29 protein-coding genes, 2 rRNA genes and 3 riboswitches are annotated in these 26290 nt (G+C 28.8%); all 31 genes read right to left on the bottom strand.

Features of this window, described 5'->3' with window-relative positions; genetic code table 11:
• Positions 1-228 precede the first annotated feature (228 nt).
• Positions 229-1047 carry an energy-coupling factor ABC transporter ATP-binding protein gene (locus tag BS62_RS13850; RefSeq protein WP_496491867.1) on the bottom strand — a complete coding sequence of 273 codons (819 nt, stop codon included), beginning with the start codon at positions 1045-1047 and terminating at the stop codon, positions 229-231.
• 11 nt (positions 1048-1058) lie between these two features.
• Entirely contained in the window at positions 1059-1739 is a 681-nt protein-coding gene (cbiQ, locus tag BS62_RS13845) for a cobalt ECF transporter T component CbiQ (RefSeq protein WP_496491866.1), read from the bottom strand.
• Entirely contained in the window at positions 1723-2019 is a 297-nt protein-coding gene (locus BS62_RS13840) for an energy-coupling factor ABC transporter substrate-binding protein (RefSeq protein ID WP_496491865.1), read from the bottom strand. The genes cbiQ and BS62_RS13840 overlap by 17 nt, the downstream gene beginning before the upstream one ends.
• On the bottom strand, positions 1994-2746 hold the full coding sequence (locus BS62_RS13835; protein ID WP_496491864.1) for an energy-coupling factor ABC transporter permease: 753 nt from the start codon (positions 2744-2746) through the stop codon (positions 1994-1996). Before BS62_RS13835 ends, BS62_RS13840 begins: the two co-directional genes overlap by 26 nt.
• A 34-nt stretch (positions 2747-2780) precedes the next feature.
• Positions 2781-3488: a cobalt-factor II C(20)-methyltransferase gene (locus BS62_RS13830; RefSeq protein ID WP_496491863.1), complete on the bottom strand. Its 708-nt coding sequence runs from the start codon at positions 3486-3488 to the stop codon at positions 2781-2783.
• 26 nt (positions 3489-3514) lie between these two features.
• Positions 3515-4300, bottom strand: a complete 786-nt coding sequence (locus BS62_RS13825) for a sirohydrochlorin cobaltochelatase (protein ID WP_496491862.1) — start codon at positions 4298-4300, stop codon at positions 3515-3517.
• Between the two features lie 15 nt (positions 4301-4315).
• Positions 4316-4894 carry a precorrin-2 dehydrogenase/sirohydrochlorin ferrochelatase family protein gene (locus BS62_RS13820; protein ID WP_496491861.1) on the bottom strand — a complete coding sequence of 193 codons (579 nt, stop codon included), beginning with the start codon at positions 4892-4894 and terminating at the stop codon, positions 4316-4318.
• 107 nt (positions 4895-5001) lie between these two features.
• Positions 5002-5182: riboswitch (cobalamin riboswitch) on the bottom strand.
• A gap of 58 nt (positions 5183-5240) precedes the next feature.
• The gene (hemB, locus tag BS62_RS13815; protein WP_496491860.1) at positions 5241-6206 is read right to left on the bottom strand and encodes a porphobilinogen synthase; all 966 of its coding nucleotides are present in this window, start codon (positions 6204-6206) and stop codon (positions 5241-5243) included.
• Positions 6207-6225: 19 nt separating this feature from the next.
• On the bottom strand, positions 6226-7734 hold the full coding sequence (gene cobA / locus BS62_RS13810) for a uroporphyrinogen-III C-methyltransferase (protein WP_496491859.1): 1509 nt from the start codon (positions 7732-7734) through the stop codon (positions 6226-6228).
• The gene (gene hemC / locus BS62_RS13805) at positions 7724-8629 is read right to left on the bottom strand and encodes a hydroxymethylbilane synthase (RefSeq protein WP_496491858.1); all 906 of its coding nucleotides are present in this window, start codon (positions 8627-8629) and stop codon (positions 7724-7726) included. The genes cobA and hemC overlap by 11 nt, the downstream gene beginning before the upstream one ends.
• A 28-nt stretch (positions 8630-8657) precedes the next feature.
• Positions 8658-9413 (bottom strand): cobalt-precorrin-6A reductase, encoded by a 756-nt coding sequence (locus BS62_RS13800; RefSeq protein WP_496491857.1) that lies wholly within the window; start codon positions 9411-9413, stop codon positions 8658-8660.
• Positions 9410-10132 (bottom strand): precorrin-3B C(17)-methyltransferase, encoded by a 723-nt coding sequence (gene cobJ, locus BS62_RS13795; protein ID WP_496491856.1) that lies wholly within the window; start codon positions 10130-10132, stop codon positions 9410-9412. Before cobJ ends, BS62_RS13800 begins: the two co-directional genes overlap by 4 nt.
• Before the next feature lie 3 nt (positions 10133-10135).
• Positions 10136-11170, bottom strand: a complete 1035-nt coding sequence (cbiG, locus tag BS62_RS13790) for a cobalt-precorrin 5A hydrolase (protein ID WP_496491855.1) — start codon at positions 11168-11170, stop codon at positions 10136-10138.
• A complete protein-coding gene (locus BS62_RS13785) occupies positions 11154-11906 on the bottom strand; it encodes a cobalt-precorrin-4 methyltransferase (RefSeq protein ID WP_496491854.1) in 753 nt (250 codons plus the stop codon). Before BS62_RS13785 ends, cbiG begins: the two co-directional genes overlap by 17 nt.
• Positions 11899-12429: a decarboxylating cobalt-precorrin-6B (C(15))-methyltransferase gene (locus BS62_RS13780; RefSeq protein ID WP_496491853.1), complete on the bottom strand. Its 531-nt coding sequence runs from the start codon at positions 12427-12429 to the stop codon at positions 11899-11901. Before BS62_RS13780 ends, BS62_RS13785 begins: the two co-directional genes overlap by 8 nt.
• 25 nt (positions 12430-12454) lie before the next feature.
• Positions 12455-13063 (bottom strand): cobalt-precorrin-7 (C(5))-methyltransferase, encoded by a 609-nt coding sequence (locus BS62_RS13775; protein ID WP_496491852.1) that lies wholly within the window; start codon positions 13061-13063, stop codon positions 12455-12457.
• Positions 13056-14174 carry a cobalt-precorrin-5B (C(1))-methyltransferase CbiD gene (gene cbiD, locus BS62_RS13770; protein WP_496491851.1) on the bottom strand — a complete coding sequence of 373 codons (1119 nt, stop codon included), beginning with the start codon at positions 14172-14174 and terminating at the stop codon, positions 13056-13058. The genes BS62_RS13775 and cbiD overlap by 8 nt, the downstream gene beginning before the upstream one ends.
• Before the next feature lie 9 nt (positions 14175-14183).
• Positions 14184-14816 carry a cobalt-precorrin-8 methylmutase gene (locus tag BS62_RS13765; RefSeq protein WP_496491850.1) on the bottom strand — a complete coding sequence of 211 codons (633 nt, stop codon included), beginning with the start codon at positions 14814-14816 and terminating at the stop codon, positions 14184-14186.
• Positions 14779-15690 carry a GHMP family kinase ATP-binding protein gene (locus BS62_RS13760; RefSeq protein WP_496491849.1) on the bottom strand — a complete coding sequence of 304 codons (912 nt, stop codon included), beginning with the start codon at positions 15688-15690 and terminating at the stop codon, positions 14779-14781. Before BS62_RS13760 ends, BS62_RS13765 begins: the two co-directional genes overlap by 38 nt.
• 1 nt (position 15691) lies before the next feature.
• Positions 15692-16759 (bottom strand): pyridoxal phosphate-dependent aminotransferase, encoded by a 1068-nt coding sequence (locus tag BS62_RS13755; protein ID WP_496491848.1) that lies wholly within the window; start codon positions 16757-16759, stop codon positions 15692-15694.
• A 9-nt stretch (positions 16760-16768) separates the two neighbouring features.
• Complete coding sequence (cbiB, locus tag BS62_RS13750; RefSeq protein ID WP_496491847.1) at positions 16769-17716, bottom strand: adenosylcobinamide-phosphate synthase CbiB; 948 nt, start codon at positions 17714-17716, stop codon at positions 16769-16771.
• Position 17717: 1 nt separating this feature from the next.
• Positions 17718-19070 carry a cobyrinic acid a,c-diamide synthase CobB gene (locus BS62_RS13745; RefSeq protein ID WP_496491846.1) on the bottom strand — a complete coding sequence of 451 codons (1353 nt, stop codon included), beginning with the start codon at positions 19068-19070 and terminating at the stop codon, positions 17718-17720.
• A gap of 10 nt (positions 19071-19080) precedes the next feature.
• On the bottom strand, positions 19081-20604 hold the full coding sequence (locus tag BS62_RS13740; protein ID WP_496491845.1) for a cobyric acid synthase: 1524 nt from the start codon (positions 20602-20604) through the stop codon (positions 19081-19083).
• 233 nt (positions 20605-20837) lie between these two features.
• Positions 20838-21018: riboswitch (cobalamin riboswitch) on the bottom strand.
• 180 nt (positions 21019-21198) lie between these two features.
• Positions 21199-21942: an AIR synthase related protein gene (locus BS62_RS13735; RefSeq protein WP_496491844.1), complete on the bottom strand. Its 744-nt coding sequence runs from the start codon at positions 21940-21942 to the stop codon at positions 21199-21201.
• A 9-nt stretch (positions 21943-21951) separates the two neighbouring features.
• On the bottom strand, positions 21952-22452 hold the full coding sequence (locus BS62_RS13730; protein ID WP_496491843.1) for an ECF transporter S component: 501 nt from the start codon (positions 22450-22452) through the stop codon (positions 21952-21954).
• Between the two features lie 35 nt (positions 22453-22487).
• Entirely contained in the window at positions 22488-23093 is a 606-nt protein-coding gene (locus tag BS62_RS13725) for a histidine phosphatase family protein (protein ID WP_496491842.1), read from the bottom strand.
• A 37-nt stretch (positions 23094-23130) separates the two neighbouring features.
• Positions 23131-23898, bottom strand: a complete 768-nt coding sequence (gene cobS / locus BS62_RS13720) for an adenosylcobinamide-GDP ribazoletransferase (protein WP_496491841.1) — start codon at positions 23896-23898, stop codon at positions 23131-23133.
• A gap of 4 nt (positions 23899-23902) precedes the next feature.
• On the bottom strand, positions 23903-24463 hold the full coding sequence (cobU, locus tag BS62_RS13715; RefSeq protein WP_496491840.1) for a bifunctional adenosylcobinamide kinase/adenosylcobinamide-phosphate guanylyltransferase: 561 nt from the start codon (positions 24461-24463) through the stop codon (positions 23903-23905).
• A gap of 14 nt (positions 24464-24477) precedes the next feature.
• The gene (gene cobT / locus BS62_RS13710; protein WP_496491839.1) at positions 24478-25524 is read right to left on the bottom strand and encodes a nicotinate-nucleotide--dimethylbenzimidazole phosphoribosyltransferase; all 1047 of its coding nucleotides are present in this window, start codon (positions 25522-25524) and stop codon (positions 24478-24480) included.
• A gap of 101 nt (positions 25525-25625) precedes the next feature.
• Positions 25626-25801: riboswitch (cobalamin riboswitch) on the bottom strand.
• Positions 25802-25922: 121 nt separating this feature from the next.
• Positions 25923-26039 (bottom strand): 5S ribosomal RNA (gene rrf, locus BS62_RS13705).
• A 113-nt stretch (positions 26040-26152) separates the two neighbouring features.
• Positions 26153-26290: ribosomal RNA gene (locus tag BS62_RS13700) — 23S ribosomal RNA — on the bottom strand; the annotation flags it as partial.

The raw sequence follows: 26290 nt of genomic DNA, 5'->3' as shown, positions 1-26290 counted from the left end.
ATAAATGGTGTGTTAATTGACCTACTGTTTAATTTTCAAAGTTCAATTTTTTCGTCCCTTTCTTAGGAACAAATATTACTATATCATGCTCAAAACTATCTGTCAACAAGTTTTTTACATTTATTTTTCCTCCTGTTGAGGACAAGTAATAATATATCATGATCTTAAAATATCGTCAATACTTTTTTAATTTTTTATTAATATAAAGAACTTACACCTGTAAGCCCTTTATATTAATACATCTATGTTAATATTATTCCAATATCTATATAAATCTTCTTCATTTCTAAATAAAGGCAATTTCATATTTTTATGAATCTTCACCAACCATGGTTGACTAAGACCAGCTTGTTTTAATATATCATCCTTTAGGAATATTTCATCTATATTGCCCTCACCTAATATACTTCCTCTATTTAAAACATATACATAATCGCATATTTCGTATATTAAATCCATATCGTGGCTTGAAATAACTACCTTTCTTCCGTTATTGTAAATATCTTTTAGGATTTTTACAATAGATTTAGTACTAATAGGATCTAATCCTGCTGTTGGCTCATCAAATAATATTATATTGTTTTGCATGGCTAATACAGATGCAATTGCAACTCTCTTTTTTTGACCATAACTTAAAAAATGAATTGGTTTATCTTTGAACTCAAATCCATCAACACCTAATAATGCATTATTAACTCTTATTTTAATAGTTTCTTCATCTAATCCTATGTTCCTAAGAGCAAAAGCTATGTCATCATATACATTCGAATAAAATATTTGTTTATCAGGATCTTGAAATACTATTCCAACATCTTTTCTCAATTCATACAAACTCTTTTTATCGTATTTTAGCTGTTTATCTTTATATAACACCTCTCCATATGTAGGTTTTAATATGCCTGCAAAATTCATAAATAATGTAGATTTACCAGACCCATTTGCCCCTATTATTCCTATCATACTCCCCTTAGATAAATCTATATTTATGTTTTTAAGAGCTATATTGTCTTTATCATATTTGTATGTAACATTATTCATTTTAAGCATAATATGCACCCCTATACATAAAACTCTCCATTGTAGAGTTTAGTTTCTAAAGATATAGACATATCTTTATATCTGTTCATAACTCTTATAAAAAGAGCGCCTATTAATATCGCTAAGGATTTGTAAGATGTTCTTAAATTTATGTATCCAAACCTTAAGTGCTGAGATATATAAAGTTCTTGAATTTCTTCTAAAAATATAAATATAAATCTATAAACTAAGACTGTTATCTCTATAGCAGTATTAGGAATATATAATTTTTTTAATATCAAAATCATTTGATTAAAAGGTATTGTTAAAACCAAAAAATAGGTACATGTTAAGCAGCACATAGATCTAAGCAATAAATTTATAGATATATTTAAAGATAAACTGGATACTCCTATATAAAATTTATATAATTTGATATTAATTATAAAGTCAATTGGTTCTTTAGATATAGAAATCAATGTTGCCATAATGCTAAAAATTAAGAAATATATAGGTATGGCAAGTAACTTCATATAATATTTAAAATCTATTTTAGCTAAGAATATTATACTAAAACTCATAAGACCCATAACTATTGCAAAAAATACTCTATTATTAAAAATTATAGATGCCATTAATAGTATGGCACCTATTGTGAACTTTAAGATAGGATTTGCATTTAACAATCCATTGTTATATGCATATTTATCTATCGCTATCATTTTTTTTCTTTCCTTTCATATAACCTAAGTAATAACATATAATTCCTGTTCCTAAAGATGCTTGAACAGAAAATAATAGACTTTCTATTTCACCACTTTGAGGTTCATATATGCTACTGACCCAAGGTTTATAATTAGGATCTATTTCTGTTATAAGTTCTTCTGCTTGCCCGTCTGCCCCGCCATATTCAGCATTTTTATTTATAATCAAAGGAGATCCTATAAGTAAAATTGCTATTAAAACTAAAACTATATTATTGTTCGTTAATCTCTGTTTCATATTTATATTCATCTCCAATCACTCCTTCTATCTTATTCTGTAATAGTAAGTTATAAACTACAGTTGTCAATATTCCTTCAGCTATTGCTATAGGTATCTGAGTTAAACAGAATATAGATAAAAATTTAATTAAAGATACTGTTACTCCTCCATTAGGGTCTGGAAACGCTAATGCTAATTGTATAGATGTTATTGTATATGTAGCTAAGTCCCCTATAGCAGCTGATGTAAATACACATGTAGCATTTTTTATGTTTCTTTTTTTCATAAACTTAAATATTAAATAAGATATTATAGGGCCTACTACAGCCATAGAAAATGCATTTGCCCCTAAAGTTGTTATACCACCATGTGCCAATAACAATGCTTGAAATAAAAGTACTATTGTTCCTACTACAGACATAACTCCTGGTCCAAAAAGTATAGCTCCAAGGCCTACTCCAGTTGGATGAGAACTACTTCCTGTTATAGATGGGATCTTTAGAGCCGACAAAACAAATACAAATGCTCCTACCAGTGCTATTAATAGCTTTTTGTTTGGGTCATTTTTAAATATCAATCTAAGATTTTGTAATCCTCTTATAAAAAAAGGTATAAAAATAATTGACCATATTAGTGACCATTTAAATGGTAAAAAACCTTCCATTATATGCATAGCTAATATATCTGTAGGATTTAATACAACTAATAACAATCCTACTGTTAATCCTAATTTTAAATTTTTCATATACTTATCCCCCTGAGACAGAAAGTCCCATAAACTATGACATTTTTTGATCTTTATTTATTAGTATAGTTGAAAAGTAAGATACTTTTTTACTAAGATCTATCTCCCTTAAGTTTTTGTATACCTTTTCACTTCCTAATGATGAGTTGCTAACTAAAATAGCATGATCCATAAGATTATTTTTTTCTATTTTATTTATTATTTGTTCAAAGTTCTTGTATACTTTCATAAGAACTATAGAACTATAATTTTCTAATGCATAATCTATCTTTTCCTCATCTGTAGTACATGGGATTATTATAAGAGGCTCTTTATCCATAACCAATGGGAAATTTTGATTCGATGCTATATTTGAGAAAGAAGATATTCCTGGTATAGTATCTACCTCAATCTTACCTATTAATCTTTCCATTATATACACATATGTGCTATATATCATAGGGTCTCCTAAGGTTATAAAGCCTACATTTTTACCATCTTCAACATCCATTTGTATTTCTTTTGCAATATCGTCCCATGCATCTATTTTTTCAACGCTATCAAAGTTCATCGGAAAATGCTTTTGTTTTATTTCTATTTTATCGTTAAGATAAGGTTCTACTATAGATAATGCTAAACTCTTTCCTTCTTTTTGTGCCTCTGGTGTATATAATATGTCTAGTTTTTTCAAAGTATCCACGGCTTTTATTGTAAGTAAGGAACTATCTCCAGGTCCTGTTCCTATTCCATAAAACTTCGTCATAAGTATTTCCCCCTAAATTAAATATTTTATATTCCTTCTTCTTTTATTAAATCGTTTATATGAGATACAAATATATCTTGTATTTTTGAATTTTCTCCTAGGCCCTTAAGATATACTTCTACATCAAACCCTTCTTTTTCCAATATGCTTTTCCAAGAATCTTCCTCATCTGAAGCCATATCATTTATTGCATGATCTCCTGCGACTAACATAAATGGCATTAGTATAGCCTTAGATATATTGTTTTTTCTTAACCTAGTTATAACATTTTCTAATTCAGGATATCCTTCAACAGTTCCAACATAAGCGTTTATATTAGCTTCTTCTAACATATAATTTAAACAAGTATAAGATGAGTGAGCTTCATGAAATGTACCATGGCCCATAAGAACTACCGCCTCATTTTCTTTTAAAGTAGGTACTTGCAATTTTAGAGCATTCGTAGTTTTTTTGTAGTCATCTATAGTTGTAAGCAATGGCTTACCTAATGATAATTTTTCAAATTTACATTCAAATGACCTTACTTGATTTTTAAGTTTATCAAATTCCTCTCCATTTATTATGTGAAGAGTTTGAACTATAACTTCCTTATATCCTTTTTCATATAATTTTTGTAAAGATTCAACTGGATTATCTATATATATCTTATCTCTATTCGCTAACTTTTTTATTATCATATTAGATGTAAATGCCCTGAACACATCATATTCATCAAAAGTTTTTCTTATCTTATTTTCGCAAGCTTCTATATTTTTTTTTCTCGTTTCAGGATAACTTGTTCCAAAGCTTACTACTAATATAGCTTTTTTCATTTTATATCTCCCTTGTCAAATTTCTAAATTCCTAAGTTCTTCTATTGTCATATTTATTAGATTATTTAATAAATATCTTTTCTCATCATTATTTTCATATTTATCGATAATTTTACTTCTTATATTACCTAGTAAATTCAAATACTCTTCATAATCATCACTATATTGTTTTTCTATATCTTTTTTTATCTTTGATGCAAGAGATGGGCTTTTGCCATTTGTTGATACACTTATAACTAAATCTCCTCTTTTCACTATAGAAGGTACTATATAGCTTGACAAGCCTGGGTTATCTACTACATTGCACAATATGTTTTTCTCTTTGCAATATAAACCTATTTGTTCATTTAAATCTTTATCATCCGTGGATGCCACAACAATATAACTATTTTTTATATAGTCTTCTTTATAAAAATCTCTTATTAGAATTACTTTATTTTCTATATTTTCTAATTCATCTATTATAGTTGGAGATATAACCTTTACTGTACATCCAAATGATATAAAGCTTTTTACTTTTCTATAGGCAACTTTACCTCCACCTATTACTACTATTTCTTTATCTTTTATATTTACCATAATCGGATAGTACATATTATCACTCCTATAAAAAAGTCCTAACCTTTAAAGGCTAGGACTTGTAATTTACACAGTAATATTTCAATTTCTGCATAAAGCCACACCCTCCACCCCGAAGGCCTTACTTTGGTATAAAATAGGTAGGTCTCCTGGCTTGGTATCAATCTACTTCCTTACCTTCCCATGATGCTAAATCACAGTGGTTAAATAAGGGTTCGTCAACCTTACAGTAGCGGGGGCTGCAGAGGATTTTAACCTCTTTCCCTTTTAATCTTTGCAAGAACCTAATTTATAAACATTTTATTTTTCTAACTTTACTTAATCATATGCAATTGTATAATTCAAAATACTTAGGTAACTACTATCTTTTAAGTAATTTAGCTAAATCTTTTGCAAAATACGTTATTATCATATCTGCTCCAGCTCTCTTTATAGAAAGTACACTTTCATATATAGCGCCTTCATTTAATAGTCCATTTTTAACAGCTAGTTTAAGCATTGAATATTCCCCACTGACATTGTATGCTGCTAAAGGTGTATTGAAGTTGTCTTTAACCCTTCTTATAACATCTAAATAGGACAATGCAGGTTTTACCATTACTATATCCGCACCTTCCTGTATATCAAGTTCAACTTCCATTAAAGCTTCGTTAGTGTTAGCTGGATCCATTTGATAAGTTTTTCTATCTCCAAATGATGGTGCTGAATGTGCCGCCTCTCTAAACGGTCCATAGAAATTTGATGAATATTTTGCGCTATATGCCATTATAGCAACGTCTTCAAATCCACTTTCATCTAAAGCTATTCTCATAGATTCTATTCTTCCATCCATCATATCAGATGGAGCAACCATGTCAGCTCCAGCTTTAGCATAACTTATTGCTATTTTTGATAAGTACTCTAAAGTTTTGTCATTATGAACATGTCCACATTCTGTAAGTATTCCACAATGTCCATGGCTTGTATATTGACACATACATATATCTGGTATAATGTACATTTCTGGACATACCCTCTTTATTTCTCTTATGCCTCTTTGAACTATTCCATTGTCATTGTAAGCTTCTTTTCCGTATTCATCTTTTTCATCTGGAACTCCAAATAATAGTATATGTTGTATTCCTAAATCTTTTAACTCTTCTATTTCTTCTTTTAATTTATCAACTGATAAATGATAAACATCTGGTAGTGATGGTATTTCTTTTTTTATATTTTCCCCCTCTACTACAAATAAAGGATATATTAAATCTTCTATATTTAACTTCGTTTCTCTTACTAAATCTCTTATTGCTGAATTTGCTCTTAATCTTCTTGGTCTTCTAATCATTTCAATCGCTCCCTTGTATTTATATGTTTATGTCTTTTGTTATACAATCTAGCATTCCATCTATTGTGTATTCATCTGCTTCTTTATGAACTTTCAGTTTATAGGATTCTATAGTTTTAGAAGTTATAGGGCCTATAGATATTAATTTTGTACTAGACAATTTATTTATATTATCAATACCTATTATTTTCATAAAATTATTTACAGTAGATGAACTAGTAAAAGTTATGTAATTTATGTTGTTTTTGTCTAGTAATTTTAATATTTCATCTTTATTATTAGATTCTACAACAGTATTGTAGATATGAATGTTTCTTACGTTACATATTTCACTTAATTTTTCTACTAAATAATCCCTTGCATTAGATGCCCTAGGTATTAATATATTATCAGATTCACTTAGCTCATCTTTTAATACTTCATATATTGATTCTGCAACATATTTTGGTGGCACTATATCAGCTACTATTCCTTTAATTCTTAATTCATTTGCTGTAGCTGGTCCTATTGCAACTATCTTAGCATTGTGTAATTTTCTTAGATCAACATTCATTTTATACATTTTTTTAAAAAATATATCTACAGCATTTTGACTTGTAAATATTATGTAACTGTAATTTTCTATGTTATCTATTCCTTGCTCTAGTTCTTCGTTTGGACTTATTTCATCTATTTTTATAGTAGGAAATTGTATAGCGTTTCCTCCTAAATCATTTATCTTTTCTACTAAAGTACTGCTTTGAGATCTTGCTCTAGTTACTACTATATTTTTACCAAATAACTCTTTGTTTTCAAAGAAATTTAATTTTTCTCTTAAGTTTACAACATCTCCTACAACTATTAAGCTAGGTGGTTTTATATTTTCTTTTAAAGCTATATCGTATATATTTTCTAATGTTCCTGTAACTACTTTTTGATTATATCTAGTTGCCCAATTTATAATAGCTACTGGAGTATTTTTATCTTTTCCTTCTTTTATTAAATTTTTGGATATTTTATTTAAGTTAGCAACTCCCATTAAAAACACTAATGTTCCTTCAATATTAGATAAAGCATTCCAATTTAAATTTTCATTTTCATCATCTTTTAGGTGACCTGTTATTACATGAAATGAAGATGCATAATCTCTATGAGTTATAGGTATACCTGCATAGCAAAGTCCTCCAATTGCAGATGTTATTCCTGGAACTACTTCAAAATTTATGCCATTTTCTAATAAATATTCTCCTTCTTCTCCACCTCTGCCAAAAACATAAGGGTCTCCGCCTTTTAACCTAGTTACAATTTTACCTTCTTTTGCCTTTTTAACTATTACATCATTTATTTCATCTTGTGATAATGTATGATTACTCGATGCCTTACCGACATATATAATTTCACAATTTTCTTTGGCTTCATTTAAGTAATTTTCATTTGCTAATCTATCATAAACTATAACATCTGCCTTTCTTATACACTCTATTCCTTTTACTGTTATTAGTTTATAGTCACCAGGACCTGCCCCTACTAAATATACTTTACCACTCATAGCATTCTAGCTCCTTTAAAACGATTTCTGCCAATTTCATACCTAATTCCCTTTCGTTACCTACTTGTCCATTTATGGATTTTTTGATAAGTACATTACCTTCTTCATCTCCTAATAAACCAGTAAGCTTTAATTCTTTTCCTTTTATAGTGCAATAGGCTCCTATCGGTATGTGGCAACTTCCATTAACTCCATCTAAAAAGCCTCTTTCACATTTTACTTGAATATTTGTGTTTTTATCTTCTATTGATTTAATAATTTCATCTATATAAGAATGATCTTTTCTTATTTCTATAGCCAATGCCCCTTGAGCTGGTGCTGGAATAACTATATCCATTGGTATATAGTAGCTTATTCTATCATTTATACCTAATCTATGCATCCCTGCGGCTGCTAACACCACTCCATGTAAACCTTCAGTTTCTATTTTTTTTATTCTAGTATCTACATTTCCTCTTATAGAAACAATATTTAAATCTGACCTATATTTTAAAAGTTGATATTTTCTTCTTTTACTCCCAGTTCCTATCTTTGCTCCAATTGGTAATTCGTCTAAAGATTTATATCCTTCCTTTAACACTAGTACATCCCTTGCATCTTCCCTCTTTGGTGTATATGAAAATTTAAGTTCTTCTGGAAGAGAAGATGGCATATCTTTCATACTATGTACTGCCATATCTATTTCTTTATTTATAAGCCTATCTTCAATTTCCTTTACAAATAACCCTTTATCCCCTATTTTATCTAGAGATACATTTTGAATTATATCTCCCTTTGTTTTTATTATTTTTATTTCAAATTCTACTTGTGGGTTATGTTTTTTGATTTCATTTATAACCCAATTAGTTTGACTTAGAGCTAACTTACTTCCTCTAGTTCCAACTATTATTTTCATAATAATGTCTCCTTTTTAACTCAATTGATTAAATAGACCTTATAAAATTGATTAAATCATCTTCACTATTTACAATTTCAGGATAGTGTATTTTAGGCCTAGTTATAATTATACTACTTATACCTAATTTTTTACATGGACTTATCTTTTCTATAAATCCACCTTCATTTCCACTTTCCTTTGTTATTACAATGTCTATATTGTAATCTTTATATAAAATTTCATTTATTTTTTCACTAAAAGGGCCTTTCATAGCTATTATATTATCTGCATTTAATCCTATATTTTCACAGAGTTTTATAACCTCGCTAGTGGGGAGTACCCTTGCAACTATATATTTATCTTTTAAATTTTCTACAAAGTAATTTAAGTTTTTGCTACCAGTAGCTATGAATATTCTTTTTCCAATTTTATTTGCTACTTTACAAGCTTCTTTTATGTTTTCAACCTTAATTACCTTTGGATCATCTATATCATCTAATATAGACTTTCTTTCATATCTTATATATTCTGTTTTTGTTTCATAGCTAGCATTTATAGCAGTTTGAGAAACCTCTGCTGCATATGGATGTGTTGCATCTATTATAAGTTTTATATTGTTGTCTTTTATATATCTAACCATATCATCTTTGGTCATTTTGTTTATTAATATATGATTTGTATATTTAGATGCTAAGTCTTTTCCATATTTAGTTGTTACAGATAATATATATTCTAACCTACTATTATTTAATAGCTCACATATACTTAAACTGTCAGAAGTTCCTCCAAAAACTAATATCATACATTATACCCCCTAGGAGTTACCATTATATCGTCATGTATAAACGTTGACTTATTCCCTATTATAACTATAGTAGTCATATCTACCATTTCATAATTCATATCTTTAAATTCAAATATAGTTTTAGATTCCCCTTCTCTTCCAACGTTTTTTACTATTCCAACAGGAGTAGTTGGATTTTTATATTCTTTCATTAAATCAAAAGCTCTTTCTAAATGACCGCTTCTTCCTTTACTTCTAGGATTATATAAGCATATTACAAAATCTGCTTTAGCTGCACATTTTATTCTTTCTTCTATAACTTCCCAAGGAGTTAAAAGGTCACTTAAACTTATATGACAAAAATCATGCATTATAGGTGCTCCGAGTATTGCAGCTGCACCTATACTAGCTGTAACTCCAGGTATTATTTTAACTTTTATATCTTCTTCCTTAGTTGTAAGTTCTAATATAAGCCCTGCCATTCCATATATTCCAGAATCTCCACTACTTATAACAGCTACCTTTTTACCTTTTTTGGCTTCTTCCACAGCTTGCCTACATCTATCTATTTCTTGACGCATCCCATTTTGTATTACTTCTTTATCCTTTATAAATTCAGTTACTAAATTTATATAAGTTTTGTATCCAACTATAACTTCACTATCTTCAAGGGCTTTTATAGCTTCTACTGTCATCATTTCTTTACTTCCTGGCCCTATTCCTATAACATATATCATTATTTACACTCTCCCCATTGCAAAAGTTATGCCTTTGTACTTTAATTTATTTACTATAAGATTTTTATTTGAAAGTATATATGCAACTGGTTCAGCTACACTATAAACACCCACCGAACGTTTTACAAATTCGGATTTATCAAATTTATCTTCTACTTTATGTATGTCATCTATCGAAATTATTTCAAAAGGTACTTTCAATCTCTCGGCTAAGTCTAATATAGCTTTTTCATCTTTTTTTACCTCAACACTACCTATAAGCTTTATTGCTTCTTTATCTATATTATTTTTGTTTATAAAATCGATAAAGCACTCATATAAAAAATCACTGTCTGTATCTTTTCTACATCCAATAGCTACTACTATATCTTTTGGTACGACCTTTATAACTTTATTATGCTTTATATTTAATTCTTTTTTATTACTTATACAAACAATAGAATCCAGGTAATCTATATGTTTTGTATTATTTATTTTTATAAATCCCCTAGTGTCTATTTCATAATCTCCATCTATATATATACCTATTTTTTTGTCATTTACTAACATTGAATTTATCAATTTAACACTTTCTTTAAAATTTTCTATACACCCATTTATAGATTTGCATATCAAATCTAACGAAGATTTATTATTTATATCTGTAGCTGTCGTTATAACTGGATTTGCATTTATAAGTTTACTTATAGTTAATGTCATTTCATTAGCACCACCTATATGTCCCGATAGTAAACTTATAACATTAGTTCCTTTTTCATCAATTACTATTATTCCAGGGTCTATCGTTTTATCTACTATATAAGGTGCTATTGACCTAACTACTATCCCTGTTGCCATTATAAATAATATATAGTCGTATTTATTAAAAATAGTTCCTACAAAATTATTAAGCTTTGTATCTATAATATTAAGTCCATTTTCATATATTTTTTCAGTTACATATATATCAGCATCACTTATATGTTTTTTTATATTAATAGCTAATTTTTTACCATTATTAGTTATAGTAATTATAGCAATTTTATTTTCTAAATTCATGTTTAAAATCCTTATGATATAGCTTTGAGTTATTGTATTCTTCCCCTAAAAATTTACCTACCATTATTAAAGCTGTTTTATTTATATTATTTTCTTTCACTTTAACCGCTATGTTTTCTAACGTTCCTCTTACTATTTTCTCATCTTTCCAAGTGGCCTTATATATAACAGCTATAGGAGTATCTTTAGGATATCCACCATCTATTAACTTATCTACTACCTTTTCTATTTCTTGAACAGATAAGAATATAACCATAGATGTTTGATGTTTAGCAAATGATTCTATTGATTCCTTCTCTGGTACCGGAGTTCTGCCCTCCATTCTAGTTATTACTACACTTTGAGATATTTCTGGAACAGTATACTCTACTCCTAGTGATGATGCAGCGCCTAAAAAAGAACTAACTCCAGGTGTGCAGTCATAATCTATATCTTTTTTAATAAGTTCTTCTACTTGTTCTCTTATAGATCCATATATTGAGAAATCTCCTGTTTGTAATCTTACTACAGATTTTGATTCTCTAACTCCCTTTTCCATGACATCTATTATCTCATCTAGATCCATATATGCACTATTGTGTACTTCACAACTGTCCTTACAGTACTCTAAAAGTTCAGGATTTACTAAAGATCCTGCATATATAACTACATCAGCTTCACTTAACAATTTATATCCTTTTAATGTTATAAGCTCCTTATCTCCAGGCCCTGCTCCAACAAAATGTACTTTATTCATTTTTTTCTCCCCTTTTGCATGAAATTATATAAGTCGGATTTAAAGGTTTAAAGTACTCTCCTTCTCCTAACTTTTCAAGTCTAGCTATATTTACCATAATAGTTTCTATATTATCAAATCTGTACTTCTCTAATAAACTTAAGGAATTATATAAAGTGTCTAGTATTATACAATTTATTACTAAGGTTCCATTTTCGTTTAATAATTTTTTAGACCACTTTATTATATCCTCTAAATTTCCTCCATTACCTCCTATAAATATAGAATCAAATTTCTTATTTGTTTCTATAGGTGCATAGCCTTGTACAACTTGTATATTATTTAAATTAAACTTTTCAATATTTTTATTTATAAGCTCTATAGCTTCATCTTTTCTTTCTATTGATAATACTTCTAGATCTCTATACTTAAAAGCCGCTTCTATACTTATACTTCCTGTTCCAGCTCCTATATCTAAAAAACTCTTTGCATCAGATAAGTTTAATTTATCTATAGATATAGTTCTTATTTCCTCTTTAGTCATAGGGACCTTTCCCCTTATAAATTCGCTATCTTTCATCTAATATCACCACTACATTCATATTAAAGTTATTCATTTCAAGTATTTCCAATGGAGATCCTATAGTTATTTTTTCATCGATATAAGACAAGTTTTCTCCTATAACCATAATCTTTTTTAAATTTCTGTTTATTATCTCTCTTGCTATCTCCCTTGGACCTACTTTATTATCAGTTACCATAGCCACTTTAGTATGAGCTAGGATATAATCAAAATCGGGAATTTTTCCATGACTACTTGTTATATATAAATCATTCATATCTATATTTATTTTAGAAAAAATATACTGTATAGAACTTATCCCATTTATTATACTTATATCTTTTTTATCTAAGTTTTCACTTATATATTTTCCTATTCCATATATAAGAGGATCTCCTGAAGCTATTATAGATATTTTTTTATCTTTATTTAATTTTATATAATCTAATACTTCTTCTAAATTTGAACTTAGCTCTATCTTTTTTCCGTTAAATTCTTGTATGCTATTTAAATTTCTTTTTCCACCTATTAAAATATCTGAGTCATATATAATTTTTTCTCCAAGTTTTGTTATATACTCTATATTTCCAGGCCCTAAGCCTATTATGTTAATCATTTTTGAAAACCCCCAATAAATTGTCTATATTGTAAGTTTCACCTAATATTTTTTGTTCCATTGAAAATATAATTACTCCTACATCTATATTTATATCATCTAAGTAAATATCTACTCTTTCTTTGCACTTATTAGCTATAGTTTCATAGACATCTTGGTATCCATATTTATTTATAACCTCCATAGCTGCTTCTGTAGTTAAACAACTGTAAACTTCTTTTAATATTTCATGTGGGACATCCATTAATGCTAAATATGCAACTAATACTTCAGCTCTAGCATCAGCTATTTTACTATGGGTATTAAATACACCAGCAGCTAATTTTACATACTTTCCTAGATGACCTGCTAATAATATTTCTTTATATCCCATGCGCTGAGCTTCTTTTAGCATATACCCTATAAAGTTACTAGTTCTAACTACATATTTCAGATCTATATCTAGAACTTCATTTACAAATCTTTCTCCATGATTTCCAGGAACCAAAACTATATGTTCTAGCCCTTGTTCCTTTTTCATTTGGAGTTCTATAGATAATGATTTTTTCCAACCTTCATCGGACATTGGTTCCACTATACCTGTTGTTCCTATTATAGATATTCCTCCAACTATACCTAGCCTAGGATTAAAAGTCTTCTTAGCAATTTCTTCTCCTTGTGGGGCGTATATTGTTACTTTAGCACCTTTATTTCCTATTACTTTTCTAACCTCATTTTCAATCATAGTTCTTGGAGTTTTATTTATTGCAGCTTCTCCTATTTCTATACCTAATCCCTTTTTAGTTACTCTGCCTATTCCAATTCCACCATCTATTTCTATAATACCACTGTTATTTATTTGTACATTTGCATATATATGAATCTTATGAGTAGCATCTATATCGTCTCCGCCATCTTTTTGTATAGAACACTCTACATAACTTTCTTGTATATCTTGGTTCTGTATATTTAATGTAAGGGGTATCCCCTTGGGAGTATCTATGTTTATATTATTAATTATATTTTTAGTTAAAGCCATATGTGCTGCTGCCTTTGCAGCACCAGCTGCACATGAGCCAGTTGTATATCCTCGTCTATATTTTTTGCCATCTATATACACATACTCTTCCATATTATCCACCTATATAGAATAAAGGATTGCATTTATTATAGCTGCAGCTAAGTTACTTCCGCCTTTTCTTCCTTTAGATATTATGTATGGTATTTCTGTTTTCTCCAGTTCATCTTTTGATTCCGCTGCTCCTACAAATCCCACAGGAACACCCACAACAGCTTCTACCTTTAATCTTCCTTCATTTTTCATCTCTATAACTTTATATAATGCAGTAGGTGCATTTCCAAGTACAAATATCTTTTTCCCACTTTCATTAGCTGCAAATTCGACTGCTGCCATAGACCTTGTTATTCCTTTTTCCTTTGCTAATTTCGCTATATTTTCATCACTTACAAAACATTTTATATTACATCCTAATTCTTGTAATTTTTTTTTATTTATTCCACTTAAGGCCATATTTGTATCTGTATATATAGTTGCGTTATTTTTTAGGGCATTTACTATATTATCAACTGCCTCATCAGATATTTTTAATATGTCTAGGTATTCGAAATCAGCAGTTGTATGAATAGCCCTTTTTATTATTTTTTCTTCTATACTATTTTTAAAACTATATCCTGGTCTTATTTCGTCTATTATTCCTTGGATTATCTCGAAACTCTTACTCTCTATCATCATTGGATTTTTTATATAATCCATAATCTTCACCCCTTAATCCCCCATTTATCAATTTAACAGGGTAAATCTTATTGTATTTTATATGTATATTTCTATCTATAATCTTTTGCCTTAGTTTAAATGGGTCCATATCTTTATCTAGTATTATTCCTATAACAGTTCCGCTGTGTGCTATATTTACTCCATATGAACCGTAACTTTCTGATACTTTTATAATCTCATTTAGATATTCTTTTTTATGGATATTTTCATTTGCTAAACTACTTATAGTACAAGATTGCCCTATGAGTTTTAAGTCATTGTTCTTAAATCCTGTTTCTAACCCTTCAAATGCAATGTTCATCGTTTCTTTATTCTCAATCTTTTTACTTTTGTAGTCTTTATGGCTTCTTATAGTTTTTGTATTTAATTTTTCATCCGGCTCTAAAACTAGTATATTTACATCATCTATATTACCTAGTACCTTTTTGATTTCTCCCTTCAATGGGTCAAATATACAATTTTTATCAATATAAATAGAGTCTGTAGGTTCTATTTTACTTGCTAATTTTGAAATTTTCTCTGGACTTACTTTTTTGTTTAATAAACTTAATGTAGCTTTTATTGTAGCTCCTATGTCTGCAGTTGAACTCGCCATTCCTTTACCTATTGGGATTTCACTTATAATTTCTAATGATAATTTTCTTGTATACTTTATGTCTAAATCAAAATATCTAAATACTTCTTCTATGGCCATTCTAGATTTTTTAGGGCCTAATTTTATATTGTCATTTCTTTCTTCTATAATTGCCTTTGAGTATTTATCTATAGCATAGGATACTAGATATTCATTGTTATCTAGCATACCTTGCACAAATTCCCCACATGATCCTGGGCAAATACCTAAATACTTCATATTAACCCCCTAATGCTTCCCTTAATGCTTTTATAATTAAGTCGTTTTCTTCTCTAGTTTTTATAGCAATTCTTATGTATGAATCATCTAGATTTTTAAAATTAGATGCATCTCTTATCAATATGTTTTTATATATAAATATTTTTTCTTTTAGCTCACTCGATTTAATATCTTTTAGTTTTATAAGAATAAAATTTGTATCTGTATTATGAACTTTTATATTAGGTATCTTATTAAGATTTTCTATCATATATCTTATTTCTTCTCTAAAATAATTTTTGCTTTGCTTTATATAGTCTTTATCTTTTAATATATTTTTACATATATTTTCTGCAAAGCTATTTATAGTCCAAGGCTCTTTATGTATATAAATTTTTTCTAATAATTCTCTATTACTAGTTATCCCATATCCTAGCCTTATACCTGGAAGTCCAAAAAACTTAGTTACAGCCTTTATAATTATTAAGTTATTATAGCTTTCTATATATTTTACCAAGCTATAATTTTCTTCTTTATGTACGAATTCCATAAATGTCTCATCTACAATTAAGAATTTACTTTCTTTCTTAAGAAATTCTAATAATTCTTTTATGTATTTAACCTTTCCCGTTGGATTATTAGGGTTACATATAAATAAGTATTTAAACTTATTTATATCTCTTTTTATTTGATTTATGTCTAAATCAAATTCATTATTTCCAAAGTATAAATTTATTACTTCAACATCATTTAACTTTGCTGCTCTTTCATATTCAGAAAACGTTGGATTTATTATACCTAAAGGACCTTCAATAGATTTCATAAGAAGATATATTATTTCACTTGCACCATTTCCGGCGATAATAAAGTTAACGTCTACGTTTAGATATTCTGATATACTATTTTTTAATTGTATATAGTTTATGTCAGGATACTTAGTAGAATTTTTTAGAGCTTCTAAAGTATACTTTTTGATATCTTTTGGAAGATATGGATTGATATTAGAACTAAAATCCACTATATCCTTTTCTTTTTTATTATATTTTATAGACATATCCACTATATTTGCTCCATGACCTAAATCTATCATCGTATCCCCCTAACCAAAAATGTAATAAATTAAACTAAATATTATTAAAGCTATGAAAGAGCTTGAATACATTATTTTATTTGTTCTAATTATATCTTCTTCATCTATTTCTCTAATTTTATCTCCTATTGTTGGTTTATAAACACTTTCTCCAAAATAAGTATTTGTTCCACCAAGTTGTATTCCGAGAGTACCTGCTATAGCTCCTTCTGGGTAAGCGCAATTAGGGCTTTTATGATTTTTTCTATCTCTTATTGCAATTTTTATACAGTTTTTATAGTCATATCCTAAAAATATACTAGCTATAGACATAAAAAATATAGTTATTCTTGCTGGTATAAAATTTGCTATATCATCTATTTTTGCAGATGCAAATCCTATTTCAGCATATTTTTCATTTTTATACCCAACCATAGAATCTAGTGTATTAATAGCCTTATAAGCCATAGCAAGTGGTGCTCCTCCTATAAATGCATAAAACATAGGAGATATTATACCATCTACAGTATTTTCTGCTACTGTTTCAACAACAGCCCTTATTATTTCTAATTTACTTAAATTTTTTGTATCTCTTCCTACAATGTAAGATAATTGAATCCTTGATTTTTCTAAATCATTTTCTTTTAATACTTTATATATTTTTATAGCTTCGTCTTTTAAACATTTAGTTGAAAGTGTTGTATATATTAAAATTGAATTTACTATTGTTAGTAAATATATATTAATACTACTTACCTTTACTATTAAATATGTAATTATATACGTAGTTCCAACTGTTATAATCCAAAGAAAAAATCCACCAATTTTTAAATTCTTCTTATTTTTAGCTAACATTCTTATATTTTGCTCTAAAAACTTAATTAAATTTCCAATAAATCTAACTGGATGAGGGAATGAATATGGATCTCCGAATATTAAATCTAATATATACCCTATGAATATACTTATTAAAACCATATCACTTTATCCCTTTTTCCAAAAAATTTATCATAGTATTTAAATTGCTATAAAAATGAGTATGTAAATATGTTGCTAGTGTATGCCCCTTAATATAGCCTCCCATCCAATTATGCGAAACTATTCCTTCTCTTTCCTTTTTCATTAAATAAACGCATTTTTCATCACTTATAAACTCTGAATGATGAAATTCATGACCCTTTATCTTATCTCCTTTTTGTGACAAAATAGTGTCTTCCAAAGCTTCTCCAACACAATATCCAAATCTTTTTAGAGATTTAGTCATTACACTTTTCCCATTAAATATCCCTACCATATCGAATTCACTATTATCTTGATCTACTAGCTTTTCTCCTAAATACATTAGTCCTCCACATTCTGCGTATATAGGTATATTTTTGTTATAAGCATCTTTTATAGATTTTCTCATGTTGATATTCCCTTGTAACTCTTTAGCAAATATCTCTGGAAAACCGCCTCCTATGTATACACAGTTACAATTAGGTAGTTCTTTGTCATATAAGGGACTAAATTTAATAATATTAACTCCCATATCTTCTAGTAAATCTATATTATCTTGATAATAAAAATTAAAAGCTTTATCATATGCTAATGCTAAAGTTAAATCATTAAACTTTGGAATATTTAATTTGAAATTACTATATATAGGTTGAGATTCAGATATTTCTATTAACCTATCTATATTTATATGCTTTTCTATTAAATCTGCAAGTTTATCAAATTTTCCATTTAACTCATCCATTTCTATACTAGGTACAAGACCTAAATGTCTAGATGGCAGAGAAAAATCCTTATTCTTAGGTAAGTATCCTAGAACTTCTATGTCGCAATACTTTTCAACGGATTCTTTTATTATTATAAAGTGGCTTTCAGATGAAATATTATTAACTATTACTCCCCTAATATCTACGTCTTTATCTAATTCTTTATATCCTAGTACCATTGCAGCACTAGATGTTGCCATTGCTTTTCCATCTATTACTAGAATTACAGGACATTTTAGAATTTTTGATGTATATGAGCTAGTACATGAGTTTATATCTACTCCGTATCCGTCATAAAGTCCCATAACTCCTTCCACAATGGATATATCAACATCAATAGAATTTTTATTAAACAGATACTTTATAACTTCATCTTCTAACATATAATTATCTAAATTTCTAGATTCTTTATTTGTTACAAATGTATGATATGAGGTATCTATATAATCAGGACCAACTTTATATGGCTGAACATTTAAGCCTCTATTTTTTAAAGCCTTCATTATACCTATAGATATAGTAGTTTTTCCTACTCCACTATTAGTTCCACCTATTAATATCTTTTTCATACCTTACCCCCTAGGAGTTAATTATTTCATATATTTTATCTATATCAGTATGAGCTCTAACTATATTTGCTAATTTGTCATATTCTATATCTTTAAATTCCTTAAAAGAGGAGACATTACTTTCTACTCTCTCAAGTCCTTTTTTATCTCTTATGTTATTCAGTAAAGCCCTAGTAAAACTTATGTTGTCAAATATTCCATGTATATAAGTTCCAACTACATTTCCATCTTCATTTATTGCTCCTTCTAAAATACTTACATTTTCTTCTAGTCTCATAGTTATAGTATTTAGGTAGCTACATTCATCTGATTTTGTACTTCTTCCCATGTGTATTTCATATCCTTCTATCTTAATTCCATTTAATCCATTTAGATACCCGTTCATATCTTCTTCTATAATAGCTTCTACTTGGGCGGTTATCTTTTCTCCTTCAAATGTAGTTTCTATATCTAATAGTCCTATTCCATTTATTTCTTTAACTCCACATTCTATTCCCTGTGGGTCATATAGCTTTTTACCTAACATTTGATATCCGCCACATACTCCAAATACTAACTTTCCCTTTTTATGTAATTCTATTATTTGTTTTTCTAGTCCACTTTCTTTTATATATATAAGGTCTTCTATAGTGTTTTTGCTTCCAGGAATTATAAGAATATCTGGATCTCCTATAGATTCTCCTCTCATAACGTATCTTAGGTTAACGTCTTCCTGAGTTTCAAATACATTCATATCAGTAAAGTTTGATACATGAGGTAAGTACAAAACCTCTATATCAATAGCCTTATCTCCCTTTTCTTGTTTCATTCTAAATCGATCTGCCAAACTATCTTCGTCTTCTATATTTAAAATACTATAAGGTATAACTCCTAAAACAGGTACTTTTATTATATCTTCTAGCATTTTTAATCCAGGCTCTAAAATTTTTATATCTCCTCTAAATTTATTTATAATTACTCCCTTAACTCTTTTTCTTTCTTCTTCAGTTAAAAGCATCATTGTCCCAGCTAAAGATGCAAAAACTCCACCTTTATCAATATCTCCAATAAGTACTACTGGTGAGTCTGATATTTCAGCCATTCCCATATTAACTATATCATTTTCTCTAAGGTTTATCTCAGCTGGACTTCCAGCACCTTCTATAACAACAATATCGTAACTAGAGCTTATATCTTTATATATATCTTTTATCATATCTTTTAACTCTGGTGCAAAATCATGGTATTCTGCTGCACCCATGTTTTTATATACTTTACCATTTATTATTACTTGAGATTTTTTATTTGTTGTAGGTTTTAGAAGTATTGGATTCATATTTACATGTGGTTCAAGACATGCTGCTTCTGCTTGAAATACTTGAGCCCTACCCATTTCCAATCCTTCTTTTGTTATATAAGAATTTAGAGCCATATTTTGTGATTTAAAAGGTATAACACTTTTTCCATCTTGCTTTAATATCCTACAAAATGCCGCAGTTAATAGACTTTTACCTACTCCAGAACCTGTACCTTGAAACATTATTGATTTACCCATGGAATTTCCCCCTTTATATATAAAAAATTCGCTTCACTCATGTCGCCAACGACCTTGAAAATCAGGTCCGTTGCTCAAGTTTAGTAGTTGGATAATATAAATTATCTATAGACCAGATAATTTATATTATACTTGTAATTAAACAAATCCTAACCTTTATTGGTTAGGATTTGTTTATAGAATATAAATTACTTATTATTATAGACTATAGCGCCACCCTTCACCCCGAAGGTTTACTACTCATGAATTAGGCAGGTCTCCTGGCTTAGCTTCAATCTACTTCCTTACCTTCCCATGATGCAAATCATAGTGGCTTAAATAAGGTTTCGTCTGCTTTACAGTAGCGGGGGCTGCAGAGGAATTTAACCTCTTTCCCTATTAATCTATATAAGAACCTATTTCAGATTTATTAAGTTTTTAACAATTACATTCTAACATACAAAATTGCAATATTCAATATAATAGTAAATTTATACAATTTATGTATATAATTTTTATATAATTAATATTCTTAATTCCTCTTAACTAAAAAGGCTTAAATCTCCTTCCTTATAGTAAGATAGGGGAGATCTAAGCCTTTTCACAGTAATTAATCTATTTCTTTAGTAACTTTCCTATAAAAGTTAAATTTTTCATTTTTTCAATCTCTTCTAAATAATTATTTTTTATTGCAGCTATTAAAACGGTACCTGGACCCGCTGATTTATATAAATCTACAGTAATATCTTTATTAACTTCTAAATTTAAATTATTGTTTATTGCTAATTGCTCGCATTCATACATTATTCCCTTCGAACCAACAGGTACTATTTCCAAAACCCCTTCTATATTTAATAAAATATTAAGATCTTCATAACTAGCAATTTCTTTATCATTATCTAATTTTATCTCATTTCCTACCTTTGGAATTCCTATACTGATTAATTTACAATCACAATTTACATTATTTACTTTCAATTTTTCATTTTCTGCTATACCTATTACTGTTATACCTACTGCAGTTGAATTTGTAATCATATTTTCTTCCGTGCTTCCTGTAAGTGTAACATTATCTATCTTTAAAAGTTTCAGTTCTTCTTTTATCCCTTTTATTATTTCTTCTCCTGTAGGATTCATTTCATTGCAAACTGCATTTGTAATACTTACTACATCTGCACCACTACAAAGAACTTCAAATAAAGCAACTTTAGCAGTATATTTCCCTACTTGAAGTGGAGGGCATTTAAATGAATCTCCACTTTTTAACCCTATTCCACCACAACTGTCACAAGCTATTACCATTGTCTTTTCATTGTCTATAGAGACTAATGTTAGGTCCCTGACTCTATTTATATTCATATAAACTACCTACCTTTGTTTAAACTCCGCCAATGATCTCTTTGGTATGGCGCTGTATATACCTATAGCTACTATTATGTTGGCTAAAGCTGCTAGAGACAATATAGGAATTATAGCATAAGCTAACCCAGGTACATTTATAACTTTAATTAAAAAGTATACTGTAACAGGACCATTTATTATAACTCCCAATAAAGTTGGTACTATCCATGATAAGAATTTATTTTTATCTTTTAAAATTCTATAAGATACTCCAAAGATATAAATTGTTATTGCCATAAAAATACCTATTATTAAATGTATAGGTATTGTCATAGGAAACCCACTTGTGAGCGCTGTCAATAAGTGCCCTAATAATCCAACTATAGCTCCATAAACAGGTCCTAACATAATCGATATTAAAAATCCAGGCATAGAATCAAAGGCTATACTTGAAACTATCTTTATATTTGAACCTATAAAACTCAAAGCTATAAATAGCGCCACTAAAGTAATCTTTTTTGTTTTCATAAAAATTCCTCCTATAAAAAATTCATTATCCCCATTTATCTTAAATGATCAGTATTATTTAGCTTGTGTATTACTGCAAAATCATTTTCAACTTCTATTACACTAACAGAACAGTTATCTATTTTGAAATTCCAATGATGTTCATAGCTTTTCGATAACAAATGAGATATTATGCATCTTATAACCCCCGCATGAGTACATATAAGTATAGATTTACCTCTATTTTCTTTTATAATATTTTCTATATATAAAGCTATTCTATTATGAAATTCTACTAAACTTTCTCCCTTAGGATATTCATATTCAAAACCCAATTTCAACATATTATCAAATTCTTCACTATAACTGCTTTCTATTTCTTTAAATGTTTTTCCCTCGAAATCTCCAAAGTTCAATTCTTTTAAATTATCATTTACTACTATTTCTAGGTCTTTTTCTTTAGATAAATTTTTTATTGTCTCTACTGCCCTTGAAGATGGACTACTATAAATACAATCTATACTATAATCTTTTAAAAAGTTTACAGTTTTTTGCGATTGGCTTAGGCCTAGGCTACTCAATTTACTGTCTATATGTCCAGATAATTTCATATTATTGTTATCGTCTGTTTCTCCATGTCTTACTAGTATAATCCTTACCATATATATCTCCTTTAATTAAGCTTCTAAAAATTCATAACTAAAGCAATTTGTAAGCCAAATATATAAAAATTAAATATATTAATTGGGATAATTCACACCAACATCCAAGTATATCTCCCGTTATTCCATCTATTTTATTAGTTATATATATTGTAAACATTCTTGTTAATATATATAGAACCGGTATAAAAACTATACTGAATAGAACCTCATATATACTTATTTTAATAAGTACGTATGCTAAAATAACAATTAAAATAGTAGAAAATATAGTTATAAATAACCTTTTATTATTTACCTTTCCTATAAATAAATTACCCATTCCTCCTGGTCTTGGTGTCTTGTTTTTATAACAAGAAAATACTATAGCTAGTCTTCCATATACAGGGGTTAATAGTAAAGGATATAATATATCCATACTTACAATACTATAGACAAAACCTACCTTTAATAATATTAAAAACACTATGGCTAGAAGTGCATTAGTTCCCAATCTAGAATCCTTCATAATATCTAATATTTTTTCCTTATTTCTATAACTATATATTCCGTCAAAAGTATCTCCTAATCCATCTAGGTGAAGTCCTCCTGTTAAAAGAACCTCACTCATTAGAAATATTATTGATACTATATATATATCAAATATTTGTAAGGATAGGTATGTTATAGCTAAATAAATCCCCCCTAGAACTAAACCTACTAGCGGAAAATATATTATGCTTTTGTCAAACTCTTCATCAAAACCTGTATCCATGTTTATTGGTATTCTAGTTAAAAGTTGAAGTATTCCTATAAATCTTTTCATATTATTAACCCTTTATTTTCATAGGTATACTACTTACTACAAAGTATACCTCGTCACTTTCTCTAGCTATATATTGATTTATTCTTCCAGCAATATCTGTATAAATTCTAGACAATCTGTTATCTGGAACTATACTCATTCCTATTTCATTTGTAACTATTACTACATATAAATTAGTCTTTTTCATTTCTTCAATTAGAAGTTTCACCTGATTTTGTATATATTTTTCTATTTCATCTACTTCATTTCTGCTACATGTTTCGTAATCTATATCAAATTTAAACATAAGATTGTTAATTAATAAAGTTACACAGTCTAATATAACAGTCTGATTGTTTTTTTCTATCTCTTTTATAAATTTATATATATCTTCATATACCTCATATGTAGTCCAGTTTTTAGGCCTCATCTCTTGATGTTTTTTTATTCTATCTTTCATACCCTCGTCAAATGGTATCGATGTTGCAATATAAGCAACATTATTTTTTTGTGCCTTACACAACTTTTCAGCATAAGAGCTTTTTCCTGATCTAGCCCCTCCTGTTACCATTACTATATTGCTCATAATGTTTACCTCCGCTATATAACTATCTCTGTTTGTGCAAATGTAGCCATATTTTTATAAGTGTAATTAGCTGCCTCTATTATATTAAATGCTAGTGCAGCACCACTTCCCTCTCCTAATCTCATATCCATATTAAGCATGGGACTTAAGCCTAATAATTCTAACGCCTTAAAAGATCCTGCCTCTGATGAGTGATGAGATGCTATCATATATTTTTTAGTTAATTCATTTAAATTATAAGCTAATAATGCTGATGCATACGATATAAATCCATCAAGTACCACAGGAACTCTATTAGCACTAGCACCTAATATCACTCCTGCCATAGCACCTATTTCAAATCCACCTACCTTTGATAATACATCTATTGCATCATCATTATTAGGATTATTTAATTCTAAAGATCTTTTTATTATATTTGCTTTATGATTAAGTTTATCATTTGAAAGCCCTGCTCCTATCCCTGTAACCTCTAACGGATCACAATTTGCATATAATGATACTATAGCGCTAGATGGAGTTGTATTTCCAATACCCATCTCTCCTATACCTAATACTTTATATCCTTCCTTTACTGCTTTGTTTGCTAATTCTATACCTATTTCTAATGATTTTATAGCTTCTTCCCTTGTCATAGCAGGTCCTTTGGCTATATTTGAAGTTCCCTTTCTTATTTTATAATTTAACACACCTTCTAACTCTTCATCACAATTTATTCCTACATCAACTGCTATTACTTTTGCACCTGCAAATTTTCCTAATACACCAACTCCACTTATCCCTTTTACATAGTTTGGTATTTGAAGTTTAGTTATAATCTGATCACTAGATGCTATTCCTTCTTCGTAAACTCCATGATCTCCTCCAAAAGCTATTATGGTTTTCTTAGAAGTATCGAAAGATTCACTTTCATATATTCCCGCTAGTTGAATACATATATCTTCTATCTTTCCTAAGCTTCCCAAAGGCTTTATTAGATTATCAAGCTTCTCATTAGCTTTTTCCATATAAAATTCATCTAACTTTTCTATTTTCTCTAAAGTACTTTGCAATAACTTCATAATTACATCTCCCCTTTTTGGTTATTAAGGTGCAAATAAAAAAGTCTATATCTTTATTTTGAGTATTACAAAATAAAGATATAGACTTTACCGTCATCTATTCTAGACGATTTTTTAAGGCAGGTCTCCTGGCTCAGATTCACAGCAAATACTCACCTTCCCGAAATTATCCAGTGGTATACTGAGTATAGCTCATCTTTACAGTGGTGGGTCCGCTTAGGATTTTAACCTAATTCCCTATTCTCCTTATAAAGGCACCTTGAAAATCTTATTTTAATTTATTTATATATATTCGATTAAACTTTTATTTATCCTTTTTTATTTTAAAATTTTATTAAAATTTGTTCATTTTCTCAAATTAAGCAAATAAAAAAGAAGCGTATATACGCTTCTTTTTTAAATGGCTACGTCCTACTCTCCCAGGCAGCTTCCCACCAAGTACCATCGGCGCTAAAGAGCTTAACTTCTGTGTTCGGAATGGGAACAGGTGTATCCTCTTTGCTATAGTAACCACATAGTTTTATTGTTAAGGATTACAGTAGCTAAAGCTACTGCATGCTGACTTACAACGAAATCAAGATTTCTGTAAATCATGCAGTTAACACACTAAAAACTAAACAGCATATTAATGGTCAAGTCCTCGACCTATTAGTATTCATAAGCTAAATCCATTACTGAACTTACACCTTGAACCTATCAACCAGGTAGTCTTCCTGGGGTCTTACCCTTACGGTGGGAAATCTTATCTCAAAGTCGGCTTCGCGCT

It is taken from the genome of Sporacetigenium mesophilum DSM 16796 (assembly GCF_059569055.1).
Note: the sequence above shows the minus strand (reverse complement) of the source record. Positions and strands in the feature narration are given on the sequence as shown.

What these genes read in the sequence shown, in the direction of transcription:
- BS62_RS13850 (WP_496491867.1), bottom strand. Translation starts at nt 1,047, where the DNA reads ATGCTTAAAATGAATAATGTTACATACAAATATGATAAAGACAATATA.
- cbiQ (WP_496491866.1), bottom strand. Translation starts at nt 1,739, where the DNA reads ATGATAGCGATAGATAAATATGCATATAACAATGGATTGTTAAATGCA.
- BS62_RS13840 (WP_496491865.1), bottom strand. Translation starts at nt 2,019, where the DNA reads ATGAAACAGAGATTAACGAACAATAATATAGTTTTAGTTTTAATAGCA.
- BS62_RS13835 (WP_496491864.1), bottom strand. Translation starts at nt 2,746, where the DNA reads ATGAAAAATTTAAAATTAGGATTAACAGTAGGATTGTTATTAGTTGTA.
- BS62_RS13830 (WP_496491863.1), bottom strand. Translation starts at nt 3,488, where the DNA reads ATGACGAAGTTTTATGGAATAGGAACAGGACCTGGAGATAGTTCCTTA.
- BS62_RS13825 (WP_496491862.1), bottom strand. Translation starts at nt 4,300, where the DNA reads ATGAAAAAAGCTATATTAGTAGTAAGCTTTGGAACAAGTTATCCTGAA.
- BS62_RS13820 (WP_496491861.1), bottom strand. Translation starts at nt 4,894, where the DNA reads ATGTACTATCCGATTATGGTAAATATAAAAGATAAAGAAATAGTAGTA.
- hemB (WP_496491860.1), bottom strand. Translation starts at nt 6,206, where the DNA reads ATGATTAGAAGACCAAGAAGATTAAGAGCAAATTCAGCAATAAGAGAT.
- cobA (WP_496491859.1), bottom strand. Translation starts at nt 7,734, where the DNA reads ATGAGTGGTAAAGTATATTTAGTAGGGGCAGGTCCTGGTGACTATAAA.
- hemC (WP_496491858.1), bottom strand. Translation starts at nt 8,629, where the DNA reads ATGAAAATAATAGTTGGAACTAGAGGAAGTAAGTTAGCTCTAAGTCAA.
- BS62_RS13800 (WP_496491857.1), bottom strand. Translation starts at nt 9,413, where the DNA reads ATGATATTAGTTTTTGGAGGAACTTCTGACAGTTTAAGTATATGTGAG.
- cobJ (WP_496491856.1), bottom strand. Translation starts at nt 10,132, where the DNA reads ATGATATATGTTATAGGAATAGGGCCAGGAAGTAAAGAAATGATGACA.
- cbiG (WP_496491855.1), bottom strand. Translation starts at nt 11,170, where the DNA reads ATGAATTTAGAAAATAAAATTGCTATAATTACTATAACTAATAATGGT.
- BS62_RS13785 (WP_496491854.1), bottom strand. Translation starts at nt 11,906, where the DNA reads ATGAATAAAGTACATTTTGTTGGAGCAGGGCCTGGAGATAAGGAGCTT.
- BS62_RS13780 (WP_496491853.1), bottom strand. Translation starts at nt 12,429, where the DNA reads ATGACTAAAGAGGAAATAAGAACTATATCTATAGATAAATTAAACTTA.
- BS62_RS13775 (WP_496491852.1), bottom strand. Translation starts at nt 13,063, where the DNA reads ATGATTAACATAATAGGCTTAGGGCCTGGAAATATAGAGTATATAACA.
- cbiD (WP_496491851.1), bottom strand. Translation starts at nt 14,174, where the DNA reads ATGGAAGAGTATGTGTATATAGATGGCAAAAAATATAGACGAGGATAT.
- BS62_RS13765 (WP_496491850.1), bottom strand. Translation starts at nt 14,816, where the DNA reads ATGGATTATATAAAAAATCCAATGATGATAGAGAGTAAGAGTTTCGAG.
- BS62_RS13760 (WP_496491849.1), bottom strand. Translation starts at nt 15,690, where the DNA reads ATGAAGTATTTAGGTATTTGCCCAGGATCATGTGGGGAATTTGTGCAA.
- BS62_RS13755 (WP_496491848.1), bottom strand. Translation starts at nt 16,759, where the DNA reads ATGATAGATTTAGGTCATGGAGCAAATATAGTGGATATGTCTATAAAA.
- cbiB (WP_496491847.1), bottom strand. Translation starts at nt 17,716, where the DNA reads ATGGTTTTAATAAGTATATTCATAGGGTATATATTAGATTTAATATTC.
- BS62_RS13745 (WP_496491846.1), bottom strand. Translation starts at nt 19,070, where the DNA reads ATGAAAAAGATATTAATAGGTGGAACTAATAGTGGAGTAGGAAAAACT.
- BS62_RS13740 (WP_496491845.1), bottom strand. Translation starts at nt 20,604, where the DNA reads ATGGGTAAATCAATAATGTTTCAAGGTACAGGTTCTGGAGTAGGTAAA.
- BS62_RS13735 (WP_496491844.1), bottom strand. Translation starts at nt 21,942, where the DNA reads ATGAATATAAATAGAGTCAGGGACCTAACATTAGTCTCTATAGACAAT.
- BS62_RS13730 (WP_496491843.1), bottom strand. Translation starts at nt 22,452, where the DNA reads ATGAAAACAAAAAAGATTACTTTAGTGGCGCTATTTATAGCTTTGAGT.
- BS62_RS13725 (WP_496491842.1), bottom strand. Translation starts at nt 23,093, where the DNA reads ATGGTAAGGATTATACTAGTAAGACATGGAGAAACAGACGATAACAAT.
- cobS (WP_496491841.1), bottom strand. Translation starts at nt 23,898, where the DNA reads ATGAAAAGATTTATAGGAATACTTCAACTTTTAACTAGAATACCAATA.
- cobU (WP_496491840.1), bottom strand. Translation starts at nt 24,463, where the DNA reads ATGAGCAATATAGTAATGGTAACAGGAGGGGCTAGATCAGGAAAAAGC.
- cobT (WP_496491839.1), bottom strand. Translation starts at nt 25,524, where the DNA reads ATGAAGTTATTGCAAAGTACTTTAGAGAAAATAGAAAAGTTAGATGAA.